This is a genomic window from Nitrospira sp. Nam80 (assembly GCF_965152575.1).
The window spans coordinates 3,521,379-3,539,231 of sequence record NZ_OZ224216.1 but is presented as its reverse complement, the minus strand read 5'-3'; the positions used below and the strand labels follow the sequence as shown (position 1 = coordinate 3,539,231).

Here is a 17,853-nt window from a genome sequence, read left to right as displayed (position 1 = left end):
TCGTTTCTTCTACGTCTCTGCACGGTGGAGTCGCATGCGTGCATTGGACGGAAGACGTAATTCTTTCGTCGAGATTCTTTCTTGACGGTGCCCGTCCCAATCCTCGGAATGTAAGAGGTGATGAAATGACGATGCGTGAAATGTACAGATATTTGGCGACCGTGGTTGTCGTCGTCCTCCCCCTTGTTGACGCAACGACAGCCGTGGCGCAAACTCCAAACGCTTCTACATCGGAAGCGCCTCCCGAACTGCGTCTGACGCTCCGTGAAGCGATGGAGGCGGCCGTCGATAACAACCCCAACGTACGGCTGTTCAAGGAGCGCGTGGAGACCGCCCGCGCCGCGAGCAAGACACAACTCGGACCGCTCCTGCCGAATCTGTCCAGTACTGTCAGACAATCCCAACAAACTCTCTTTCTCGGGACTCTGGGACTGGCGCCCATACGGACGGACCCCTTCAGTATCTTTGATGCTCGCGCGAACGTCTCACAGAGCATCTTTAGTTTGAGCTTGATCCAGCGATGGCGGGCTTCGAGGCAGGCTCTCAAAGTGGCGGAACTGGAGTCGGAAACCACGAAGTTCGATACGATGTCGGCCGTGGGCTTGTTCTATGTGGAGATCCTCAAGGCCGAGGCCACCGTCAAAGCCCGGGAGTCGAACCTACAGGTGCTGGGGGAATTGCTGGAGTTGGCTCGAAGCCGCCGTGGAGGAGGCATGGGCACGGGACTGGATACCGCGCGGCTCGAGGCCCAACTCGAAAATGAACGGCAGCAACTTGCGACGGCGCGGTATGACGTCGAGCGGCTGAAGTTAAACCTTCTCAATAGCCTGGGGATATCATACGACGCGCGCCTGATCCTGACGGATCAGCTGAAACTGGAGGTAACGAATCCCCCGGCCGTCGCCGATGCCGTCACGACCGCCATGAGTCAGCGAATGGAGATCAAGGCCCAGCAGCAGCGCATCAAGACCGCGTCCCTAACCTTGAACTCGGCGGAAAGCGAGCGAATCCCATCCGTTGTGGCCCAGGGGGATTACGGACTGATCGGCAATCGCATGAACAATACGCTCGACACGTATAACGTGGGGGTGTTCCTTACCGTTCCACTCTTCGAGGGGGCTCGCGAAGGCCGTATCAGCGAATCGCGAAGCCAGGTCAATCAGGAGCAGATTCGTCTGCGGGTTGTGACCAATCAGGTGATGTTGGATGTTCGTGAGGCGCTTGTCACATTGACCTCGGCGAAGGAGCAGTTGGCCATCTCACACTCGGGGCTCCAAGCGGCCGTGAAAGAGTTGGCGCTTGCCCGGGAGCGATACGCCGTTCTCACGACCACGAGTAATTTGGAAGTGACCAACGCGTTATATTCGCTTTCGCGGGCCCGTGAAAATGCCGTGGATGCGATGTTTCGCCTGAACGGAGCAAGAGTAAACCTTGCACGGGCTTTGGGAGATCTCGACAAGCTGCAGTAGATTTCAATCGGGTATGCGGACCGGTACCCCTGCCGCCCTTTCCTATCTGGAATATGGAGGCAGTTAGGACTCCAAGCGACCTATATAATCCTCCCTGATAATCCTCCCTGCCATATTGACAGATAGTCCGCACCTCCGTACTCTCGTTCGATGTTCGTCTCCGTTCACGATGACATGGGAGGAAGGCATGGGGAGAAGTGTGGAGATCGGGTCAATTTCGACGAAGCTGGCGCTAATCACGGGGATGGCGGGATTCCTATTTGGAGCTGGACCCGTCAAGGCCGCCGATGAATTGCTCAAGGAGTCCGTGCTGCCATCCAGCCTGGCCGTCAAGGCGGTTCAAGCGGCGGTGGAGTTTTGCAAGAAGGACGGCTATCGCGTCACCGCATCCGTGGTCGATCGTGGCGGCGTCCTGCGCGCGATGGTCCGATTCGACGGAGCCGGTCCGCATACAGTGGAAAGCAGCCGCAAAAAAGCCTTTACCGCTGCGAGTCTGAAGCGCCCTACGAGCGAGTTGGCTGAATTGATGGCCAAGACCCCGACGCTCCAAGGCTTGCGGGACATGGATCGCCATATCCTGATTCTCGGCGGCGGTTTGCCGATTGAAATCAACGGGGAAATGGTGGGAGGCATCGGCGTTGGCGGAGCGCCGGGCGCTCATCTCGATGATGCTTGCGCGCAAGCGGGGCTCGACGCGATCGGAGCGGCATCCAAGGCGCCAGCCGGCAAGTGAACCGGAATCGGAGTCTATCGCTCATTCTGCTGTCCATGATTGTGTCGGGCGCGTGCAACAGTGAGGCGCCCGAGCCCGCCGTGATGGAATGGCCGCAGGGCGGCCTGCGAGTGACCATTACGCGGATCGCCACCCATCCGTTTCTCGCTCGGTACAACTTGAAGGCGCGCATCGAACGTCGCGACGGATGTATCGCCACGAGCGATCTGTTTCCCGACACCGGCCAAGCCGGGCGTCGGAATCTGTATTTCACACACTCTAGAGCCCTCCTCATCATCGGACAGTATGATGCCAGGCTGTTGCGGCCTGATGGTTGTACGATTCAGCTGGTCGAATTTCACCTATTGGAAAAGAATCGGATATTCCTGGGCACGTTCGATATCGATGAACACAAACAATGGCGGTTCCTGTCGCCTGACTCGCAATCGGAGCGTCCTTTTGAAAGTTTATGAGTGACGCGGCCGGATCTCGCGTCTATTCCTATCGCCGGTTGGTCGATTTCGATGAACCGATTGTGTGGCGGATGCTCTATGAGGCGGCTCATGTCATGGGCGAAGGCCGGCTGGCCGTCGAGTCGGTCCATAACATGGAAGTGAAGGCGATACGAGGACGCGTCCCCAGCGCTTCAAAACCTTACGGCAGCCATGTCATGCCGGCACCTGGCGTTTCGAAGCAGGATGATGCCTGCAATGACATCGGCCAAGCCGACAAGGGTCAAGACGACGGCGCCGGTCCCGTCTGATTGGCCGGATGCCAGGTGGGTGGCAAGGAAGGGAAAGGCGATCAGCGTCACGGCCGCTCCGCCGGCATAGAGGGCCAGCGCGACTCTCCGCATCGAGGTGCTGCTGGTCAACATGTCGCCCTGTGAAAATATTCGGGATGGTGAAGCGGACAGAGGAAAATACCACTTCATCCGACACCGTCCGTAGATGAGGCCGCACAGAATCGCCAGCCAGGCGATGCCCCAGGGTGTCTGAAAACATTGGACGATGTCGTCGCCGCCCGGCATGGTAGCTAGCGGTGTAGCATGCCTTCCCTGCCTGGCAACTGAAGTCGATATTTCAACAGCGGATCATGGCGTTGAGGCGCACGATGAGCCTTATCCGGCGCCGTAAGGGTGATCAATGACGAATTGCCAATGACCGGCAGGTTGCCGTCGCGCCACCTCGATATTCCTGCCCGACATAGCAAGTGATTTGCCGTCCGGTCCGGTACCGGTGAGGCGCCATTCGCCGCGAAGTAGGGCGAGATCTCCGGCCTGGATAATTTCGATGGTGTCGATCTCGATGCGTCCGTTCAGAGCCAGGAACTGTTGCAACGCTTGGCGGTTTGCGTCGTAGCCGATGGTGACGGCGCCTGGTTGCGGCACCAATGCGGCGGCCTTTTCGTACAGCGCCATCAGTCCGTCAATATCGCGGGCATTGAATGACGCTACGAATTGTGTATGAAGATTCTTCGGCGAATGCGGATCCATACATCATCCTCCTCAAGATCAGTTCAGCCATTGTGGAGAAGCCAGGCTCGCGGTATTGACCGTCATAGATGGGTGGGGCGATGAGTTGGTCCATGGCCAATCCGCGGTGAAGCGATTTGCAATATTGTTCCACCTGACGGTAAGGGAACCATCCGAGGTTGTCAATGCAACCTCGTTCGGATCCACCTCGGTATGCCCGCTTGCATGCCGGGAGAGATTCGTTATAAGTGGATTACGAGATGACGCGCATGTCGCTTCCATCGTTGCCATCGTTCAAGGTCAGGCAGGTCCCACCTGGACGCTGGTTCGTGGGCCATCTGTGGGAATTCAAACAGCGTCCGTTGGATATCATGGCGGCGTGGCGCCGGCAGTACGGCGATCTCGTGCGCTTCCAGCTCGGAACGAGAGCCTGCTATCTGCTGAGCCATCCGGATTTGGCGGAAGAGGCGCTGCTCCACAAGCCGGACGATTTCGGCAAGATCTACAATCCGGGTAAACCGACCGGATTGGGCCTCGTCCTAGGCAACGGTCTGCTGACGAGCGAAGGATCGGTCTGGAAAAAGAACCGCCGGCTCATCCAGCCGGTATTTCAACGCCAGCGCGTGATCGCGATGGCACGGGAAATCGTGGCGGTCGGAGAAGAGCTGCTGCAACGTTGGGACGTGCTGGATCGACCACAAACGATGGATGTCGCGGCCGAGATGATGAAGGCCACGCTCGATGTCATCACGCGGACGATGTTCAGCACGAGCCTGCTGCACGAGGTAGGCCGCCTTGCCCCGGCGCTCGATACGCTGCTTCGCTATGCGTTTCAATCTTTTCACAATCCGCTCCGCCTGCCTCTGTGGGTTCCGACGCGGGACAACCGCGCGTTCCAAAAGGCCAAGGCCTCTGTGGACCGGCTGATGTACGGGTTGATCAGCGGGCGACGGCGCAGCAGAGATCGACACGGCGATCTGTTGGATCATCTGCTGCACGCCGTCGATGAAGAGACGGGATCAGGCCTTACCGATGAGCAGCTGCGTGATGAGTTGCTGACAATCGCCGCGGCCGGCCATGAGACCACTGCCAATGGCTTGAGTTGGATCTGGTATTTATTGGCCCATCACCAGGACGTGCGAGCGAAGCTCTACGTCGAATTGGCGGACGTCCTCCAATCCCGTACACCGACGGTTGAGGATGTCCCGCGCTTGCCTTACACGAGATCGATTTTTGAAGAGACACTGCGGCTCTATCCCCCGGCGCCGGCGCTTCAGCGCAAAGCGTTGCATGACACGAGCCTGGGTGGCTGCCCGATCAAGGCCGGATCGTTAGTGATCATCGGTCTTTGGAATATTCACCGGCATCCGGACTTCTGGGCCGAACCGGAGGCCTTCCGGCCGGAACGGTTTATGGGTGGGGCGGATGCCACCGGCCATCGGCTGGCCTGGATGCCGTTCGGTGCCGGCCATCGCACCTGCGTCGGAAACCACTTCGCCATGATCGAGGGGCCGCTGCTGTTGGCGCTCATCGCCCAGCGGTACGAATTGGATGTCGCGCCGGGTTACAAAGTCGAACCTGAGGTCGCGGTGACCGTCAGGCCCAAGAACGGATTGAAGATGATGGTGCGGAAACGCCTCTGAAGGTTCCTGCCTGAATCACTAACATGAGCTTTTCACGTTGGAATCTAGCCGTGGACGGACGTCTCACCGAAGCCGCCTTGAAGCGAAAAATCGAATGCCTCGGTTATTCGGTGACCCGGTATGTGTACCAAGCCGGCGTCTATTTCCCTGATCATTCGCACGGAGTGGATAAAATGGATGCCGTGATATCGGGGCGCTTTAGAATGGTGGTCGAGGGCCAAGAGATTGTCCTGGAAGCAAGGGATATGCTGGCGGTGTCGGCCGGCGTGGTTCACTCGGCTCAAGTGGTTGGCGATGAGCCGGTGGTGAGCCTGGATGGTGTGAGAGTATAGGGATTCTGGCCGCGGCGCGAGCCTCCACCTAAATTCCTTCGTGCATCTTCACTGTCTTAAGAAAGGCGCCGAGTTCCGGGTTGGCCTGAGGCCCGAACGCATCGGCGATCGTGCCGCGCGTGCCGTCGTTTGCTTCGATGGCATAGAGCACCGACATGTCATCCGGGTCGCTCACGCCTTCGAACCGGTGGTGCTCGACGATGGTCAACTGATCGGGCCTGAATGTTTTCCCGCTGTTGACCGCCTTAAAGGTTTTGTCGAGAAACTCGAAGTTCGCCGTATAGCCTCTCTTCCGAAGTCCTTCAACCGCTTCCGACAGCGTCTTGTACGATTGCAGTGTCATCGGTTCGTCCCCCATGCGACCCGGCTTCCTTCATGCATGATGGGTTGGACCGAGACCTTGTTCAATAGGGGCGCATCCGATCCTTGAACGTCAATTCCGCGACGGCGGATTTATCAAGGTCACCCTTTCCCTGCTGCACCAATCGCCGGTATTGCCTATAGGTGGCCTTGGCGACCGGCAAATCCAATCCAGCCTCCTCGGCCAGGGTTAGCGCGATACCTGAATCCTTTGCCGCATGAGCGGCAGAAAAATAACAATCATGTGCCCGGTGCTGCATATCTTCGCCATCCGTTTCCAACACTCGGGAATGGGCGCCGGTCTGGGCGAACACCTCCCGCAGCATCGTCAAATCAAGGCCCAAGGCTGCGCCTAATCCGAGCCCCTCGGCCAGCGCCGCCGTATTGGAGTTCATGACCATGTTGACGAGCACTTTGACCTTCGCGGGTGCCCCCGCCGGGCCGATGTAGCGTATCCTGGCGCTTAGGTCCTCCAGCAGCGGCCTTGCCAGTTCAAAGGTGTGCGGCCGTCCACCGCACATGAGATAAAGAGTGCCTTCCCGTGCTTGCGTGATGCTGCCGGCCATACAGGCCTCCAAGCTCCGACCGCCAGCTTGTTCGATCAACGCTTCCACCTCCTGGTGAACAGAGGGCGAGAGCGTCGCGCAGTTAATGAAAAGTCGATCTTTGGCATGGCGCAGGAGACTGCCGGGATCGTGCGCGTCATAGATCCGACGCATGGCCGCGTCATCTGAGACGACCGTGAACAAGATATTGGAACGGGCAGCCGCCTGTACCGGCTGGTTTGCCGCTTCGCAATCCAATTCCTTGGCCAGTTCATTGGCCTGGTCTTGATTGATGTCGTGCACCGCCGTGACCCGGTACTGCTTGTCTTTGAGCCGGCGTGCCATATTGGCGCCCATCCGGCCGACTCCCACGAAACCAATGTGAAACTCAGAGGTGGTCATCACGTAGGTCGCTCCCTTCGAATTGCTGCCACGAATGAGAGCCAGTCTAACATAGTTCGTCGCTTCGATTATCGACCGGGAATCCTGCCGGGGAACCAGGTCAAAGTGATGGCGCGATCGGACGCGAGCCGGGCCCCGATAGAAGAAGTTCGAGGAAACGTGGTACCTTTACGCCGCGTTCTGGCGTAGAGAGGGAGGTTGAGATTGGTACGAGAGAAGCCGTGCCCAGTTTAGCCGTTGTCGCTCTCCTGCTTCTGAGCAGCTGGTTGACTGCCGGATGCCCTCGCGTGATCTCGTTGGATTATATCCCGTCCAATCCGCTCAAAGGCCATGGTAGGCTGCAGGTTGAGACGTTCGAGTATCGAGCGCCTCAACAAGGAATCGACCGGCCGAAAGAGATGCAGGCCGATGCTCAAGAATTCGAAGCATTCTACTTATCTCAGAACATCGGCGACTTCTTCACACAGGCCTTGAAGAGCGAGCTCGATCATTCCGGCTATGAGGTGGCGCCCACGGGGGCGTTGGTGATTACCGGAACAGTCGAACGGTTTTACTTTGACTATGAAGGGCCAGACGGTCAAGTCTTTGAGATCCATGTCTCATACAGAGTAAAGCGCAGCGGAGCCGTGGCCTATTCTTACACCTGCGAATCCAGGCAAGCGCAATCAGCCGCCCTTTCGACAAGCGGGTTGGTGATCAGGGCCGGGATCAAGCATTGTATTGAGCGCTTTATCCAAGAAGCGCAGAATGCGAAGGTTCTGTGATCCGCAGAATTGTCGGCTATCACCTGGACGAAGAGAACCATTGGGTGGCGGACCTTGAGTGCGGCCACGGGCAGCATGTGCGCCATCAACCGCCGATGACCACGAGGCCCTGGGTGCTTACTGAAGAAGGACGCAGGAATCGACTCGGCGCGACGCTGAATTGCAAGAAATGCGATGAAGGCCAGTAGTGGCAGAGAGCTTGGGAAGCTGTCCGGCTTCGCCGCGTTATGGGAACAGCCAGCCCCACAGAGATGATAGCCATCCCGTTAAACTGCCGAGCCACGAATCATTTTCATGAGTGGGCTGTGGTTTCGGGCTCGGTGCGGCGGGCGGAACAGGTTTGGCCGCGGGTTGAACGGATGAAGCCGGCGCAGCCGGTGTGACAGAGGGAGCTGGAGAGGTGCCCGCAGCGGCCACGACTTGAGGAGCCGGCGGGGCACCGAGGCCAGCTTGTACGTCGGCAGAAGGATATGCAGGCGATGAAGTTTCCGAAGGAAGCGGCGTCACGGTCGCCACCAGACGGGAGTTTCCTCCGTTCATATCCGTTGCTTGCGAAACGCGGAGCATATCGCCAATGTCCGGCGCCTGGCCCATGTCTCGTTCGTACCGTTCGATGACCGCTTGCATTCGTAATTGATCCCGCTTCGCCGCCTTGACGCCCTGGACCTGTTTTGCGTGTTCGATTTGGAGCGCATGGGCTTTGGCTTTGAGCGCTTCCAGCCGGTTTTGTTCCGCTTTGTATTCGGCATAACTGGCCCGCGCTTGTTGCAGTTCCGCTCTGATGCCGGTCAGGAGCTGTTCCCCATCGACATTCAGTTTGTGCAAGGCCTCTTTCTGTTGTTCAAGCTTCTGGACATCGCCTTGCGCCCGTGTCAGTTCGGTTCGTAGACCATCCATTTCAGTCGTCACGGTCTCATACCGGCTTTTAGACACGCAGCCGACCAGGGAGACGGCACAGACGATGCCAAAACAGAAGTACCGCACATGCTGGCGGCTCCAGGGAACCAAGGTGTATGAACGGAAATGGGCAAATACCTTCATAGGTGTTCCCTCGTGGTGAGTCGTGCAACAGGGAAAATACGGTTGACCGCCGATCCAAGGCTTACTGTTCCAGAAAACAGCCCAAACGGCAAATAAAAGTCGAAAAGTGCCGTGCAACTCCATGCTCTCAGCCCCGAGGTCGATGAAATGATACAGGCGGCCTTGTGCGACGATCGGGACAGTCAATGATGTAGGGAGAGGCAAGCTTCTGAACAGCGGGCAAGGTCTCAGTGCAGGCGGCTTGCCAAGCGAACAACTCAACTAATGGAGAGTCGTAACCGGATGGATGCAGTCTGTCTGCATATCAAGGCCGGCTCCTTCCCACGGCTGCAAATGGGGGCCGCGATAGTGATAGCCGCCCCGTACAGGATCCATGGCCAGGAGCAACGGTGTGTCGAGGTCGAGCACGTCGAACCCGCCCAGCCCTAAAACAAGGCTGAGCGAGCAGCCCATGGCGATGCGGGTTTCCACCATTCCTCCCACCATCAACCGGAGGCCGGCGGAGCGAACGAACGAAGCGATCTCCAGCGCTTCGATGACGCCGGTCTTCATGATCTTGATATTCACGTAATCCGCGGCTTGTTTATCGATCACCGTCCTGGCGTCGGAGAGCGAACGAACCGATTCGTCAACCGCGACCGGCACGCCGGTCAGATGGCGAAGCGCCGACAACCCATCGAGATCCTGCCGGGCCAGCGGCTGTTCAAGGAGGACCAATTTGCCGCCGAATCGTTTCACGCCCTCCGTAAAGCCCAGACATTCTTCACGGGTGAACCCTTGATTGCCGTCGCCGATAAAACCGATCCCCGGCAAGGCCTGATGCACCGCTTCGAGTCGGGCGATATCCTCATCGACATGCCTGCCTACTTTCATTTTGAACAGGCGGAATCCGTCCGCATACCATCGGTGGGCCAATTCCAGTGTTTTGTGCCGGTCCACAATGGGAATGGTAATGTCGCTTTCCCGTTCACGGAGATCGGCGCCTCCCCAGAGCCCCCACATCGGGATCCCGGCTTGGCGGCACAATGCGTCCAAGACGGCGGTTTCCAATGCGCAACGCGCCGCCGGCTGTGAGGAATCCGACAGGTCGGCCAGCAATCCCGCGAGATATTTGTATTGAAGCACGGATTGTCCGATCAGCGATTTCCCGAGCATCGCCATGGAAGCCAGACAACTCTCGCGGCTCTCGCCACCCACTTCGGGAAATGGCGCCGCTTCACCATACCCCTGGATGCCCGATGCCAGCGTGACGCGGACAAAGACGTTGTGCGCTGTTAGCCGCGTGCCCGTCGCGACCACGAAGGGATCGGTGATGGGGATATCGACCGGCCAGAATTCAATTTTGGTAACCGTAAATCGCATGGGTGGGCGCGATGATTTGATGATGGTCATCCATAGCGATCGTTCTCCCAGGGAAGAGCGGTATTGGAATAGCCGCGGACCTCCCAAAAGCCTTTTTCGTCTCGATCCGAAAAGACGATGCGCTTCACCCACTTCGCGCCTTTCCAGGCGTAACGTTTCGGGACAATCATCCGAACCGGGCCGCCGTGGTCCTTCGTGAGGGGGCGGCCGTTCCATTTGGAAGCCAGCAACACGTCCTCGTCATCACAGGCGGACAGCGGAAGATTGGTCGTGTAGTCGTCGTAAGAGGCAAAAAGCACAAAGCGGGCTGACGACAGCGGTCGGACGATCTCGATCAGATGTTTGAAGGCGACTCCCTCCCATTCATTGTCAAAGCGGCTCCAGCTGGTCACGCAATGAAAATCCGAGACGGTGGTCATCTGGGGTTGCGAAAGAAAGTCCTCCCAGCTCCATGTGACAGGCCGTGACACGAACCCTTCGACAGTCAGTGACCAGTCCGGGAGGGAAATGTCCGGTTTGCGGCCGAGATCCAAGACCGGCCATGTCTCCACGACATGCTGTCCCGGCGGTAATCGATCGTCTCCTTCATGGAATACTTCCCGTTCTTCACCGCCGCGCCGGGCCTTCGCCCACTGCTCCTTTGTCTTAATCAGCCGTTCGTTCTGGTTCATGACAGGCCTCCTGCGGAGAGAGTAGGCCAAGACAGGTCGATTTGACAAGCCCCGCTATGACACATGAAAGGCGGAGGAAGACGTGGAACAAGAAATGCGGTAATCAGGCTCGCTTGCGCCGTGCTCTCAATGGTTTGCGGGCTTCCGGCGAATCGCGCCTGTTTTCAGCAAACCAAGCTGAATCGCCTCCCGAAGGAGTTGCGCCGTATTTGAGACGCCCATTTTCAACATGATTGAGGAACGGTGCGCTTCCACGGTTCTGACGCTGATTTTCAGCCGCCGGCCGATATCGCGATTCATGAATCCTTCCCAGACCATCTGTAAGACCTGTTGTTCGCGAGGCGTGATGCGGCGGGTCGGTCGCGGAGAGGCGACGTGCAGCTCTTGTGGAGCCGACTCTTTTGAAGGTGGCTTTGTCTGCGAGGGCTGCCGAGAACGCTTCATAATTTCCTTGTCGCCATACGGCGGTTCCGACCATAGTGGGGCGCATCAGTATCCGAATGGAGTGCTCTTTGTAGAGAAACACACAGGATGCCGCTAGGTTCCTTAGATCTACGCGAACGAGGTTTTTCGGCTCTAGGGAAGGGCTGCAAAAGGAGCTAGTGATCTACCTAGTTCGACGACATCCGGGCAAAATATGCGGCCGCTTGGGAGCGGCGCGTGAAGTCTAGCTTGTGAAATATGAAGCGCACATAATTCTTGACCGTCTTCTCACTCAAATTCAGTGTCTGGCTGATTTCTTTGTTCGTCTTTCCCTCCGCCACAAGAGCCAGCACGCGGGTTTGCTGCGGCGATAAGCGGTAGCGCTTAGCCAGCAGGCGGCCGCCTTCATGACCGGGACGATCCGTTCTGGTCACGACCGCGTCTTTCACGGCGGGATCCAAAATGGTTTGGCCGGCTGCGACGGTGTGGACGGCTCGGGTTAGGCCGGTGGCGTTGACTCGTTTGAGAAGATACCCGTCCGCTCCCCCGAGAATCGTTTCTGTCACCGCGATATCGTCTGTGAATGAGCTCAAAAAGATAATGCGCACGGCCGGGTGATGTTCCCGGATTGTCCGGCAAGCCGTGATGCCGCTGTTGTCAGGCAGGCGGACATCCATCACGACCACGTGGGGCGATAGCTCACGCGCGGCCTGGATCGCCGCGGACGCCGTGCCGACGTCGCCGATCACAGAAATGCCGGGATCGCGTTCGAGAAGCGCCCGCAGGCCTTCTCGCACCACTTCATGGTCTTCTACGAGAAGCACGCGAATAGTCTGAGTCAATCTGCGGCTCATTCTCCATCCGTTGTTTGCGTAGTTCAACCGTCACGGTGGTGCCCTTTTGCCGGTGAGATCGTAGCTTGAAGCGAGCGCCGATCTTTTTTGCCCGGGCTCTCATGGTTTTCAGTCCAAACCGGCTCATCATCGGGGCGGTAGGGTCGAATCCGATTCCATTGTCCTGGATGGTCATAACGATCCCATGTGGCTCCGCACGTAGATAGAGGGAGCCTTTTGCAGCCTGTGAATGGCGCAGAATGTTGTTCACCGCTTCCTGAGCAATGAGATAGAGGTGTTTTCTTTGGATGTCGGACAGATCCTCGGCCACTCCATCGTCTATTCGCGCATCAATCGCGGTGCCTGAGCCATTACTGCGCTTCCGTGCCAGCTTGCGGAACCGCGCGGCCGTTGATGCCGGGCTTAACTGCAGCAGAGGATCTTTTCCGCCGATGAAATTCCGCACGTCTTCGATGACCAAATTTAGTTCTTCGATGGAGCGGTTGAGCAGAGTGGAGATGGAGCCCTCTCCCGTTTCCTTTATTCGGTAGCGCCCGTCCTCCAGGCCCATCCCGATCGCATACAGCCGTTGAATAATATTATCGTGAAGATCATGCGCGAGCCGTTCCCGCTCGGCTTGGATTGCTTGCATGCGAACGTGTGCCCGGCGCAAGGCCCGCTCCGCGATTTTTCGATCGGTGATATCTTCGCATACGATAAGAATGACGAGCCGCCCTTTCGGATCGGGGACGGCGCGGGCGCATTCTCTCACCCACAGGGTAGTCCGGTCCTTGCGGACTTTGCGCAATTCCCATGTAATAGTCTCGGACACGTTGGTTCGGCAGGCGGCGAGTTGTTCGAGAACTTGTGCGTGATCTTCCGGATGGAACACGTCGAGGACGGAATGACCGATCAAGTCATGTTGCGCATAGCCGAGCTGGCCCGCGCCATATCGATTGACGGATAGCACCGTGCCGTCGATCGAGAGTGTGAAAAACATGGTCGGATTGTCGTCGTATAGCGCATGATAGCGCTGTTCGCTGTCTTGCAAGGAACGCTCTGCTTCGGTCCGTTCCGTGATATTAAGGGCGATGCCTCCGACGTAGCGGACACCTTTTCTATCCTGGAATGGGTATTTTAAGACCCACCAATAATGAATATTCCCTGCGTCGTCCTTCGATGTTTCGAGGCCTTCGTACACTTTGCGTGACGAGAGGACGGCAAGATCCCCATCCCGGCATTGAAGGGCCATGTCGGGTGGGTGAATCGAGTCGTCGGTGAGATGAAGCCATTCGCCTGGTGATAATTTGACTGACTCTTCCCACATGCGATTGGCATAGACGTAGCGACCGTGTTCGTCTTTCAGCCATGCCAGCGCCGGCGTGTGATCCATGAAACTCCTGAAGCGATCCTCGCTTTCCTGCAACGTCTCCAGCGCCCGCCGGTATTCCATGAGTTCATCAGGGGTCTCCCCGAAACACTTGGGACGGGCTGCATGGCCGGCAGTCGACATTGTCTTAGTCCTCGAAGCTTTGATCGCCATGCCGTTTATCCGGATATATCCGTCAGATAATCAAAGAAATGTCGCGTTGCAGAGGGGACTGAGGGAAGTACTTTCATAGATCGCGGGAACCACCAAGCGGTTCTTTTCACAATGGACCGAACCGAATCGAATTCAGTCGGGACAATGCTGGGCGTGTATCGTGCCTAGTAATGTGACGCGCTAGCATACATGGGCCGGAGATCTCCCGTAAACCCCATTGCTTGCGTGGTACGAGCCTCACGCCGGCTTGAGGGTCCGCGGTCCGGATGACTGACATCACGTGGTGGAGGATGAAGAGAAAGAAAATGAGTGGCAGGGTAACGGGTCGGTGAATCGTCTCGTTCGCGACAGATCGATCTTCAGACCGACAATCTTGTTTGCCTCTCGCACCATCGCTGAGGGCGCATCACCGTGCCCAGGGCCGCAATGGCACAGATAAGGGCGAGCATGATGAAACTGGCAAGCAAGAAAAATCCACCCTTGAGGTCATGCATGGAAAGAGGCACCATGTTCACCACCTCCTGTTACCGTTAAGTGTACCACGTCACGGAGTTTGCCAGCCGCATCGACAGGTCCATGCCTCTGCCGGGTCGCTCTTGGAGAGCTTATGAAGACAGCAGGGGCACAAGCGCATCCATGCATGATTGTGGCAATCCCTATAGGAAGATGCTCCTTCATTGCGCGGCGCGTCAAGCGAGTGATCCAGCATGGCGGGCGTCCTTTCAACTGGGTGATTCATCGTAGGCAAAACCTAGCTCCGTTTCTATCAGGCCGCTATACAGCTTTCGGTGGAACAGGACCGATCCTTGAGAGAAAGACCTCTCACCAAGAAACCATCACCTCTCCGCAAAGTCTGCATAATCCAGGCCGCCGGCGAGATGAATGATTCCCGGATCGGGTTCAGTTTTGCAGGACAAACTAAGTCCTTGTCAACACTCAATTGTGTCCTCATTGTAATGCAATGGCGGCTGGTAATCCCGTGCGCCGTTGTTCCTATTCCCGTGTCAAGCCGCGGCACAGTCGATGGCTCGCGGATGAATGCCGGTGAGGCTCAATATGCCGCTCTTGTCCCTCCCATGGAGTAGAGGGCTTAGGACGCAAGGAACTCCTCGCGAGCATGCATTGACAGGCCGGTAGGAAGCGCACCATGATACCGCTTCATCATGGCAAGCATTGTCTCCGGCTCTCCCGCCGCGCAAAAGTTTTCCATTGGAAAGGCGCTTCTTTTCGCGCTGTTGGTAAGCGGCGTCGGTGCGTTTGTGTATTTCGACCTCGGGCGATATCTATCTCTGGAGGCGCTCAAGGCGAATCGAGACCGCCTGTTGGTCTTTACCGACGATCACTATGCCGCCGCAGTTTCTGTCTTTATCGCCCTCTATTGTGTCGTGACCGGCTTGTCGTTGCCCGGCGCGGTGATCATGACGTTGGCCGGCGGGTTTCTCTTCGGCGGCCTGCTGGGCACGCTCTACGTGAATGTGGGTGCAACCAGCGGAGCGACCATCGCGTTTTTGGCTTCGCGGTATTTGCTGCGTGATTGGGTCGAGCGCACCTTCGGGCATAAACTTCGACCGATTCAAGAGGGATTTGCCGAGAACGCGTTCAGCTATCTGATGACCCTGCGATTGATTCCTTTGTTCCCTTTCTTCCTGGTTAATCTGGTATCGGGGCTGACCCGAATGAGCGCCGGGACCTACATTGCAGCGACGGCGTTGGGCATCGTTCCGGGCAGTTTCGTCTATGCCAATGCAGGCCGTCAGCTCGGCAGCATTAATTCATTGAAGGAAATTGCCTCGCCCAATGTGTTGCTGGCGTTTACATTGCTGGGACTCTTGGCGTTAGCGCCTCTCATCTATAAGAGAATGAGACGGACCGGATGACGGCACGGTCCTCTTCTGATCGACCATGAAAAAAACGATGGTTACGGGGGGTGGGGACTCATGCTGCCTGACGATGACTACAACCGGAAACTGATCGAGAACGTCCATCCCGCGGCCTGGCAGAATCCGAATCCTACGTCCTGTTACAACATGGTCGTCATTGGAGCCGGAACAGCCGGCTTGGTGACGGCCGCCATCGCCGCCGGCGTGGGGGCGAAAGTCGCCTTGATCGAACGACATCTCATGGGCGGCGATTGCCTGAACGTCGGATGCGTGCCGTCCAAGGCAATGATTCGGGCCTCGCGCGCCTGGACGGATGTCAAGCGCGCAGGGGAGTTCGGTATCCAGATCCCGGCCGGCGTGACATATGATTTCGGGACAGTCATGGAACGCATGAGGCGGCTGAGAACAAGGATCAGCCCCATGGATTCGGCTCAGCGGTTCAAGACTCTCGGAGTCGATGTCTATCTCGGCCATGCGCGATTCACGGGCGATGATACGGTCATGGTCGAAGGACCGGCGGGAGACCGGAAGCTCAGGTTTGCCAAAGCAGCTGTCTGTACAGGGGCTCGGCCTGCAATGCCCTCGATCCCGGGGCTCCACGAGGCGCGGTATCTCACCAATGAAACGGTCTTCAGTTTGACCGAACTGCCTGCGCGCCTGGGAATCATCGGGGCCGGTCCGATCGGATGCGAACTCGCCCAGGCTTTTGCCCGGTTCGGCAGTTCGGTGCATCTGATCGAAGCTTTGCACGGCATTTTGCCGAACGAGGATCGCGATGCGGCGGATATCGTGCTGCAATCAATGGTCCGCGACGGCGTGACTTTGCTCTGTTGCGGCAAGGAGGTGAAGGTCGGCAAGGGGAAGGACGGCAAGCAGTTATCGGTGCATTCGCATGAGCAACAGTACGATATCACGGTGGACGAGATCTTGGTCGCCGTCGGCCGTCAGCCCAATGTCGAAGGTCTCGGGTTGGAATCCGTAGGCGTCGAATATGACCAAGCCGGGGTGAAGGTGAACGGACGGCTCCAAACGACGAGCCCACGAATTTACGCAGCCGGAGATATTTGTTCGCGCTACAAATTTACCCATGCCGCCGACGCGATGGCGCAGATCGTGATTCAGAATGCACTCTTCCCGCATCCCCTCGGCATGGCGTATGCCGAGATGGATCAGCTGATCATACCCTGGTGCACGTTTACTGAACCGGAAGTCGCCCATGTGGGAATGTACGAGGCGGACGGCCGTAAGAAAGGCATCGCGCTCGAGACCTACACCTACCAACTCGATGAAGTGGACCGAGCGGTGCTCGACGGCGAAGACCGGGGCTTTGCCAGAGTTCACATTCGGAAGGGGTCGGATACGATTGTGGGCGCCACAATCGTCGCGGCCCATGCCGGGGACCTCATCAGTGAAATCACGGCGCTGATGAAGGCCGGCGCGGGAGCCAAGGTCCTTGCGAGTACGATTCATCCTTATCCGACGCAGGCGGAGGTCAATAAAAAGGCGGTGAACCTTTGGCGAAAAGCACACTTCACCGACGGCCAAAAAAATATTCTGAGAAAATGGTTCGCATGGGCAAGGAAATAGGAGCGGTCATTATGGCGGGAATCGTCTGCCTGTTCTGGATCGCCTCTGTTTGCACCGGTGCCGAATCCATTCCCATCCTGGAAGTTGGCGCCTTTTCAACGGCGACGTTGGCGCAATCGCTTCCTGATGGTTGGAAGCCGCTCACATTCAAGAAAGTGGACCGGCATACCAGCTATGAGCTGGTGAAAGACGAGAACATCGTGGTCATAAAGGCCAGGAGCGAGTCTTCCGCATCGGGTTTGATCAAAGAAGTGAAATTTGACCCCAAGGAATATCCGATCGTTCGATGGAGATGGAAGGTGATGAACCTCATCCAAAACAGCGACGTTCGCCGCAAAGCCGGTGATGATTATCCTGCCAGGCTCTATATCACGTTTGAATATGACCCGGACAAAGTCGGATTCACCAAGAAACTGAAATTCAAGGCCGGGCAAGCCATCTTTGGGCACCTTCCAATCGGAGCGCTCAATTACATCTGGGACGGCAAGGCGCCGAAGGGGATAATGGTGGACAATGCTTTCACAGATTTTGCGAAGATGATCGTCGTCCGGAGCGGATCAGCCGATGTGGGCCGTTGGGTGGAGGAAGAGCGGAATGTGTATGAAGACTACAAGAAAGCCTTCAATGAGGAGCCGCCCATGATTAACGGCGTGGCGATCATGAGCGATACCGACAATACTCGTGAGGCGGCGACGGCGTATTACGGCGATATCCTATTCTACAAGGCATCGAGATAGCGGCGCGAGCGAGGAAGATGGACGGGCAAGGTTCGCCTCGGTAGCCCGCTCCGGATGGGGCTTCCAATCAGCCCT

General features: G+C 57.4%; 21 protein-coding genes. 10 read left to right on the top strand and 11 right to left on the bottom strand.

The annotated features are described in order from the left end of the window. Positions 1-125 precede the first annotated feature (125 nt). From ACWGXE_RS16710 to ACWGXE_RS16700, 3 genes are all read left to right on the top strand, one after another. Positions 126-1,469 carry a TolC family protein gene (locus ACWGXE_RS16710; RefSeq protein ID WP_447599127.1) on the top strand — a complete coding sequence of 448 codons (1,344 nt, stop codon included), beginning with the start codon at positions 126-128 and terminating at the stop codon, positions 1,467-1,469. 187 nt (positions 1,470-1,656) lie between these two features. Continuing rightward, the gene (locus tag ACWGXE_RS16705) at positions 1,657-2,202 is read left to right on the top strand and encodes a GlcG/HbpS family heme-binding protein (RefSeq protein ID WP_447599126.1); all 546 of its coding nucleotides are present in this window, start codon (positions 1,657-1,659) and stop codon (positions 2,200-2,202) included. Further along, the gene (locus ACWGXE_RS16700; RefSeq protein WP_447599125.1) at positions 2,199-2,654 is read left to right on the top strand and encodes a hypothetical protein; all 456 of its coding nucleotides are present in this window, start codon (positions 2,199-2,201) and stop codon (positions 2,652-2,654) included. Before ACWGXE_RS16705 ends, ACWGXE_RS16700 begins: the two co-directional genes overlap by 4 nt. 173 nt (positions 2,655-2,827) lie before the next feature. Here the strand turns inward: ACWGXE_RS16700 and ACWGXE_RS16695 are convergent, their stop codons facing one another. Then, positions 2,828-3,211, bottom strand: a complete 384-nt coding sequence (locus ACWGXE_RS16695) for a hypothetical protein (RefSeq protein WP_447599124.1) — start codon at positions 3,209-3,211, stop codon at positions 2,828-2,830. A gap of 90 nt (positions 3,212-3,301) precedes the next feature. After that, positions 3,302-3,676: a YybH family protein gene (locus tag ACWGXE_RS16690; RefSeq protein WP_447599123.1), complete on the bottom strand. Its 375-nt coding sequence runs from the start codon at positions 3,674-3,676 to the stop codon at positions 3,302-3,304. A 248-nt stretch (positions 3,677-3,924) separates the two neighbouring features. On the opposite strand from ACWGXE_RS16690, the gene ACWGXE_RS16685 reads away from it, so the two are divergent. Together ACWGXE_RS16685 and ACWGXE_RS16680 are read left to right on the top strand one after the other, a co-directional pair. After that, positions 3,925-5,298 carry a cytochrome P450 gene (locus ACWGXE_RS16685; RefSeq protein ID WP_447599121.1) on the top strand — a complete coding sequence of 458 codons (1,374 nt, stop codon included), beginning with the start codon at positions 3,925-3,927 and terminating at the stop codon, positions 5,296-5,298. A gap of 23 nt (positions 5,299-5,321) precedes the next feature. Beyond that, positions 5,322-5,630, top strand: coding sequence for a cupin domain-containing protein (locus ACWGXE_RS16680; protein ID WP_447599119.1), 309 nt, complete (start codon positions 5,322-5,324; stop codon positions 5,628-5,630). Positions 5,631-5,658: 28 nt separating this feature from the next. On the opposite strand, the gene ACWGXE_RS16675 is transcribed toward ACWGXE_RS16680, so the two are convergent. Both ACWGXE_RS16675 and ACWGXE_RS16670 read right to left on the bottom strand, forming a co-directional pair. Further along, the gene (locus tag ACWGXE_RS16675) at positions 5,659-5,973 is read right to left on the bottom strand and encodes a phosphoribosylpyrophosphate synthetase (RefSeq protein WP_447599118.1); all 315 of its coding nucleotides are present in this window, start codon (positions 5,971-5,973) and stop codon (positions 5,659-5,661) included. A gap of 61 nt (positions 5,974-6,034) precedes the next feature. Beyond that, positions 6,035-6,973 (bottom strand): NAD(P)-dependent oxidoreductase, encoded by a 939-nt coding sequence (locus tag ACWGXE_RS16670; RefSeq protein WP_447603768.1) that lies wholly within the window; start codon positions 6,971-6,973, stop codon positions 6,035-6,037. 185 nt (positions 6,974-7,158) lie between these two features. On the opposite strand from ACWGXE_RS16670, the gene ACWGXE_RS16665 reads away from it, so the two are divergent. Next, positions 7,159-7,701 (top strand): hypothetical protein, encoded by a 543-nt coding sequence (locus ACWGXE_RS16665; RefSeq protein WP_447599116.1) that lies wholly within the window; start codon positions 7,159-7,161, stop codon positions 7,699-7,701. Then, a complete protein-coding gene (locus ACWGXE_RS16660; RefSeq protein ID WP_447599115.1) occupies positions 7,698-7,889 on the top strand; it encodes a DUF3565 domain-containing protein in 192 nt (63 codons plus the stop codon). Before ACWGXE_RS16665 ends, ACWGXE_RS16660 begins: the two co-directional genes overlap by 4 nt. Positions 7,890-7,926: 37 nt before the next feature. On the opposite strand, the gene ACWGXE_RS16655 is transcribed toward ACWGXE_RS16660, so the two are convergent. The 7 genes from ACWGXE_RS16655 to ACWGXE_RS16625 all read right to left on the bottom strand — a co-directional run bounded on the left by ACWGXE_RS16655 (position 7,927) and on the right by ACWGXE_RS16625 (position 14,083). Next, the gene (locus ACWGXE_RS16655; RefSeq protein ID WP_447599113.1) at positions 7,927-8,742 is read right to left on the bottom strand and encodes a hypothetical protein; all 816 of its coding nucleotides are present in this window, start codon (positions 8,740-8,742) and stop codon (positions 7,927-7,929) included. A gap of 261 nt (positions 8,743-9,003) precedes the next feature. Then, the gene (locus ACWGXE_RS16650; RefSeq protein WP_447599112.1) at positions 9,004-10,134 is read right to left on the bottom strand and encodes a dipeptide epimerase; all 1,131 of its coding nucleotides are present in this window, start codon (positions 10,132-10,134) and stop codon (positions 9,004-9,006) included. Beyond that, positions 10,131-10,775: a sulfite oxidase-like oxidoreductase gene (locus ACWGXE_RS16645; protein WP_447599111.1), complete on the bottom strand. Its 645-nt coding sequence runs from the start codon at positions 10,773-10,775 to the stop codon at positions 10,131-10,133. The genes ACWGXE_RS16650 and ACWGXE_RS16645 overlap by 4 nt, the downstream gene beginning before the upstream one ends. A 126-nt stretch (positions 10,776-10,901) precedes the next feature. Continuing rightward, the gene (locus tag ACWGXE_RS16640; RefSeq protein ID WP_447599110.1) at positions 10,902-11,219 is read right to left on the bottom strand and encodes a response regulator transcription factor; all 318 of its coding nucleotides are present in this window, start codon (positions 11,217-11,219) and stop codon (positions 10,902-10,904) included. Positions 11,220-11,386: 167 nt separating this feature from the next. Continuing rightward, positions 11,387-12,052 carry a response regulator transcription factor gene (locus ACWGXE_RS16635; RefSeq protein ID WP_447599109.1) on the bottom strand — a complete coding sequence of 222 codons (666 nt, stop codon included), beginning with the start codon at positions 12,050-12,052 and terminating at the stop codon, positions 11,387-11,389. Then, positions 12,000-13,544, bottom strand: coding sequence for a PAS domain-containing sensor histidine kinase (locus tag ACWGXE_RS16630; protein WP_447599108.1), 1,545 nt, complete (start codon positions 13,542-13,544; stop codon positions 12,000-12,002). Before ACWGXE_RS16630 ends, ACWGXE_RS16635 begins: the two co-directional genes overlap by 53 nt. A 389-nt stretch (positions 13,545-13,933) precedes the next feature. Continuing rightward, complete coding sequence (locus ACWGXE_RS16625) at positions 13,934-14,083, bottom strand: hypothetical protein (RefSeq protein WP_447599107.1); 150 nt, start codon at positions 14,081-14,083, stop codon at positions 13,934-13,936. 654 nt (positions 14,084-14,737) lie between these two features. Between ACWGXE_RS16625 and ACWGXE_RS16620 the strand changes: the two genes are divergently transcribed. The 3 genes from ACWGXE_RS16620 to ACWGXE_RS16610 are packed head-to-tail and all read left to right on the top strand — an operon-like array spanning position 14,738 to position 17,778. Then, entirely contained in the window at positions 14,738-15,451 is a 714-nt protein-coding gene (locus tag ACWGXE_RS16620; RefSeq protein WP_447599106.1) for a TVP38/TMEM64 family protein, read from the top strand. A gap of 60 nt (positions 15,452-15,511) precedes the next feature. Continuing rightward, entirely contained in the window at positions 15,512-17,041 is a 1,530-nt protein-coding gene (locus ACWGXE_RS16615) for a mercuric reductase (protein WP_447599105.1), read from the top strand. Beyond that, a complete protein-coding gene (locus tag ACWGXE_RS16610) occupies positions 17,026-17,778 on the top strand; it encodes a DUF3047 domain-containing protein (RefSeq protein ID WP_447599104.1) in 753 nt (250 codons plus the stop codon). Before ACWGXE_RS16615 ends, ACWGXE_RS16610 begins: the two co-directional genes overlap by 16 nt. Positions 17,779-17,853 lie beyond the last annotated feature (75 nt).

Coding starts and splice junctions, on each gene's coding strand:
- ACWGXE_RS16710 (WP_447599127.1), top strand. CDS start 126: ATGACGATGCGTGAAATGTACAGATATTTGGCGACCGTGGTTGTCGTC.
- ACWGXE_RS16705 (WP_447599126.1), top strand. CDS start 1,657: ATGGGGAGAAGTGTGGAGATCGGGTCAATTTCGACGAAGCTGGCGCTA.
- ACWGXE_RS16695 (WP_447599124.1), bottom strand. CDS start 3,211: ATGCCGGGCGGCGACGACATCGTCCAATGTTTTCAGACACCCTGGGGC.
- ACWGXE_RS16690 (WP_447599123.1), bottom strand. CDS start 3,676: ATGGATCCGCATTCGCCGAAGAATCTTCATACACAATTCGTAGCGTCA.
- ACWGXE_RS16685 (WP_447599121.1), top strand. CDS start 3,925: ATGTCGCTTCCATCGTTGCCATCGTTCAAGGTCAGGCAGGTCCCACCT.
- ACWGXE_RS16680 (WP_447599119.1), top strand. CDS start 5,322: ATGAGCTTTTCACGTTGGAATCTAGCCGTGGACGGACGTCTCACCGAA.
- ACWGXE_RS16675 (WP_447599118.1), bottom strand. CDS start 5,973: ATGACACTGCAATCGTACAAGACGCTGTCGGAAGCGGTTGAAGGACTT.
- ACWGXE_RS16655 (WP_447599113.1), bottom strand. CDS start 8,742: ATGAAGGTATTTGCCCATTTCCGTTCATACACCTTGGTTCCCTGGAGC.
- ACWGXE_RS16650 (WP_447599112.1), bottom strand. CDS start 10,134: ATGACCATCATCAAATCATCGCGCCCACCCATGCGATTTACGGTTACC.
- ACWGXE_RS16645 (WP_447599111.1), bottom strand. CDS start 10,775: ATGAACCAGAACGAACGGCTGATTAAGACAAAGGAGCAGTGGGCGAAG.
- ACWGXE_RS16640 (WP_447599110.1), bottom strand. CDS start 11,219: ATGAAGCGTTCTCGGCAGCCCTCGCAGACAAAGCCACCTTCAAAAGAG.
- ACWGXE_RS16635 (WP_447599109.1), bottom strand. CDS start 12,052: ATGAGCCGCAGATTGACTCAGACTATTCGCGTGCTTCTCGTAGAAGAC.
- ACWGXE_RS16630 (WP_447599108.1), bottom strand. CDS start 13,544: ATGTCGACTGCCGGCCATGCAGCCCGTCCCAAGTGTTTCGGGGAGACC.
- ACWGXE_RS16625 (WP_447599107.1), bottom strand. CDS start 14,083: ATGGTGCCTCTTTCCATGCATGACCTCAAGGGTGGATTTTTCTTGCTT.
- ACWGXE_RS16620 (WP_447599106.1), top strand. CDS start 14,738: ATGGCAAGCATTGTCTCCGGCTCTCCCGCCGCGCAAAAGTTTTCCATT.
- ACWGXE_RS16615 (WP_447599105.1), top strand. CDS start 15,512: ATGCTGCCTGACGATGACTACAACCGGAAACTGATCGAGAACGTCCAT.
- ACWGXE_RS16610 (WP_447599104.1), top strand. CDS start 17,026: ATGGGCAAGGAAATAGGAGCGGTCATTATGGCGGGAATCGTCTGCCTG.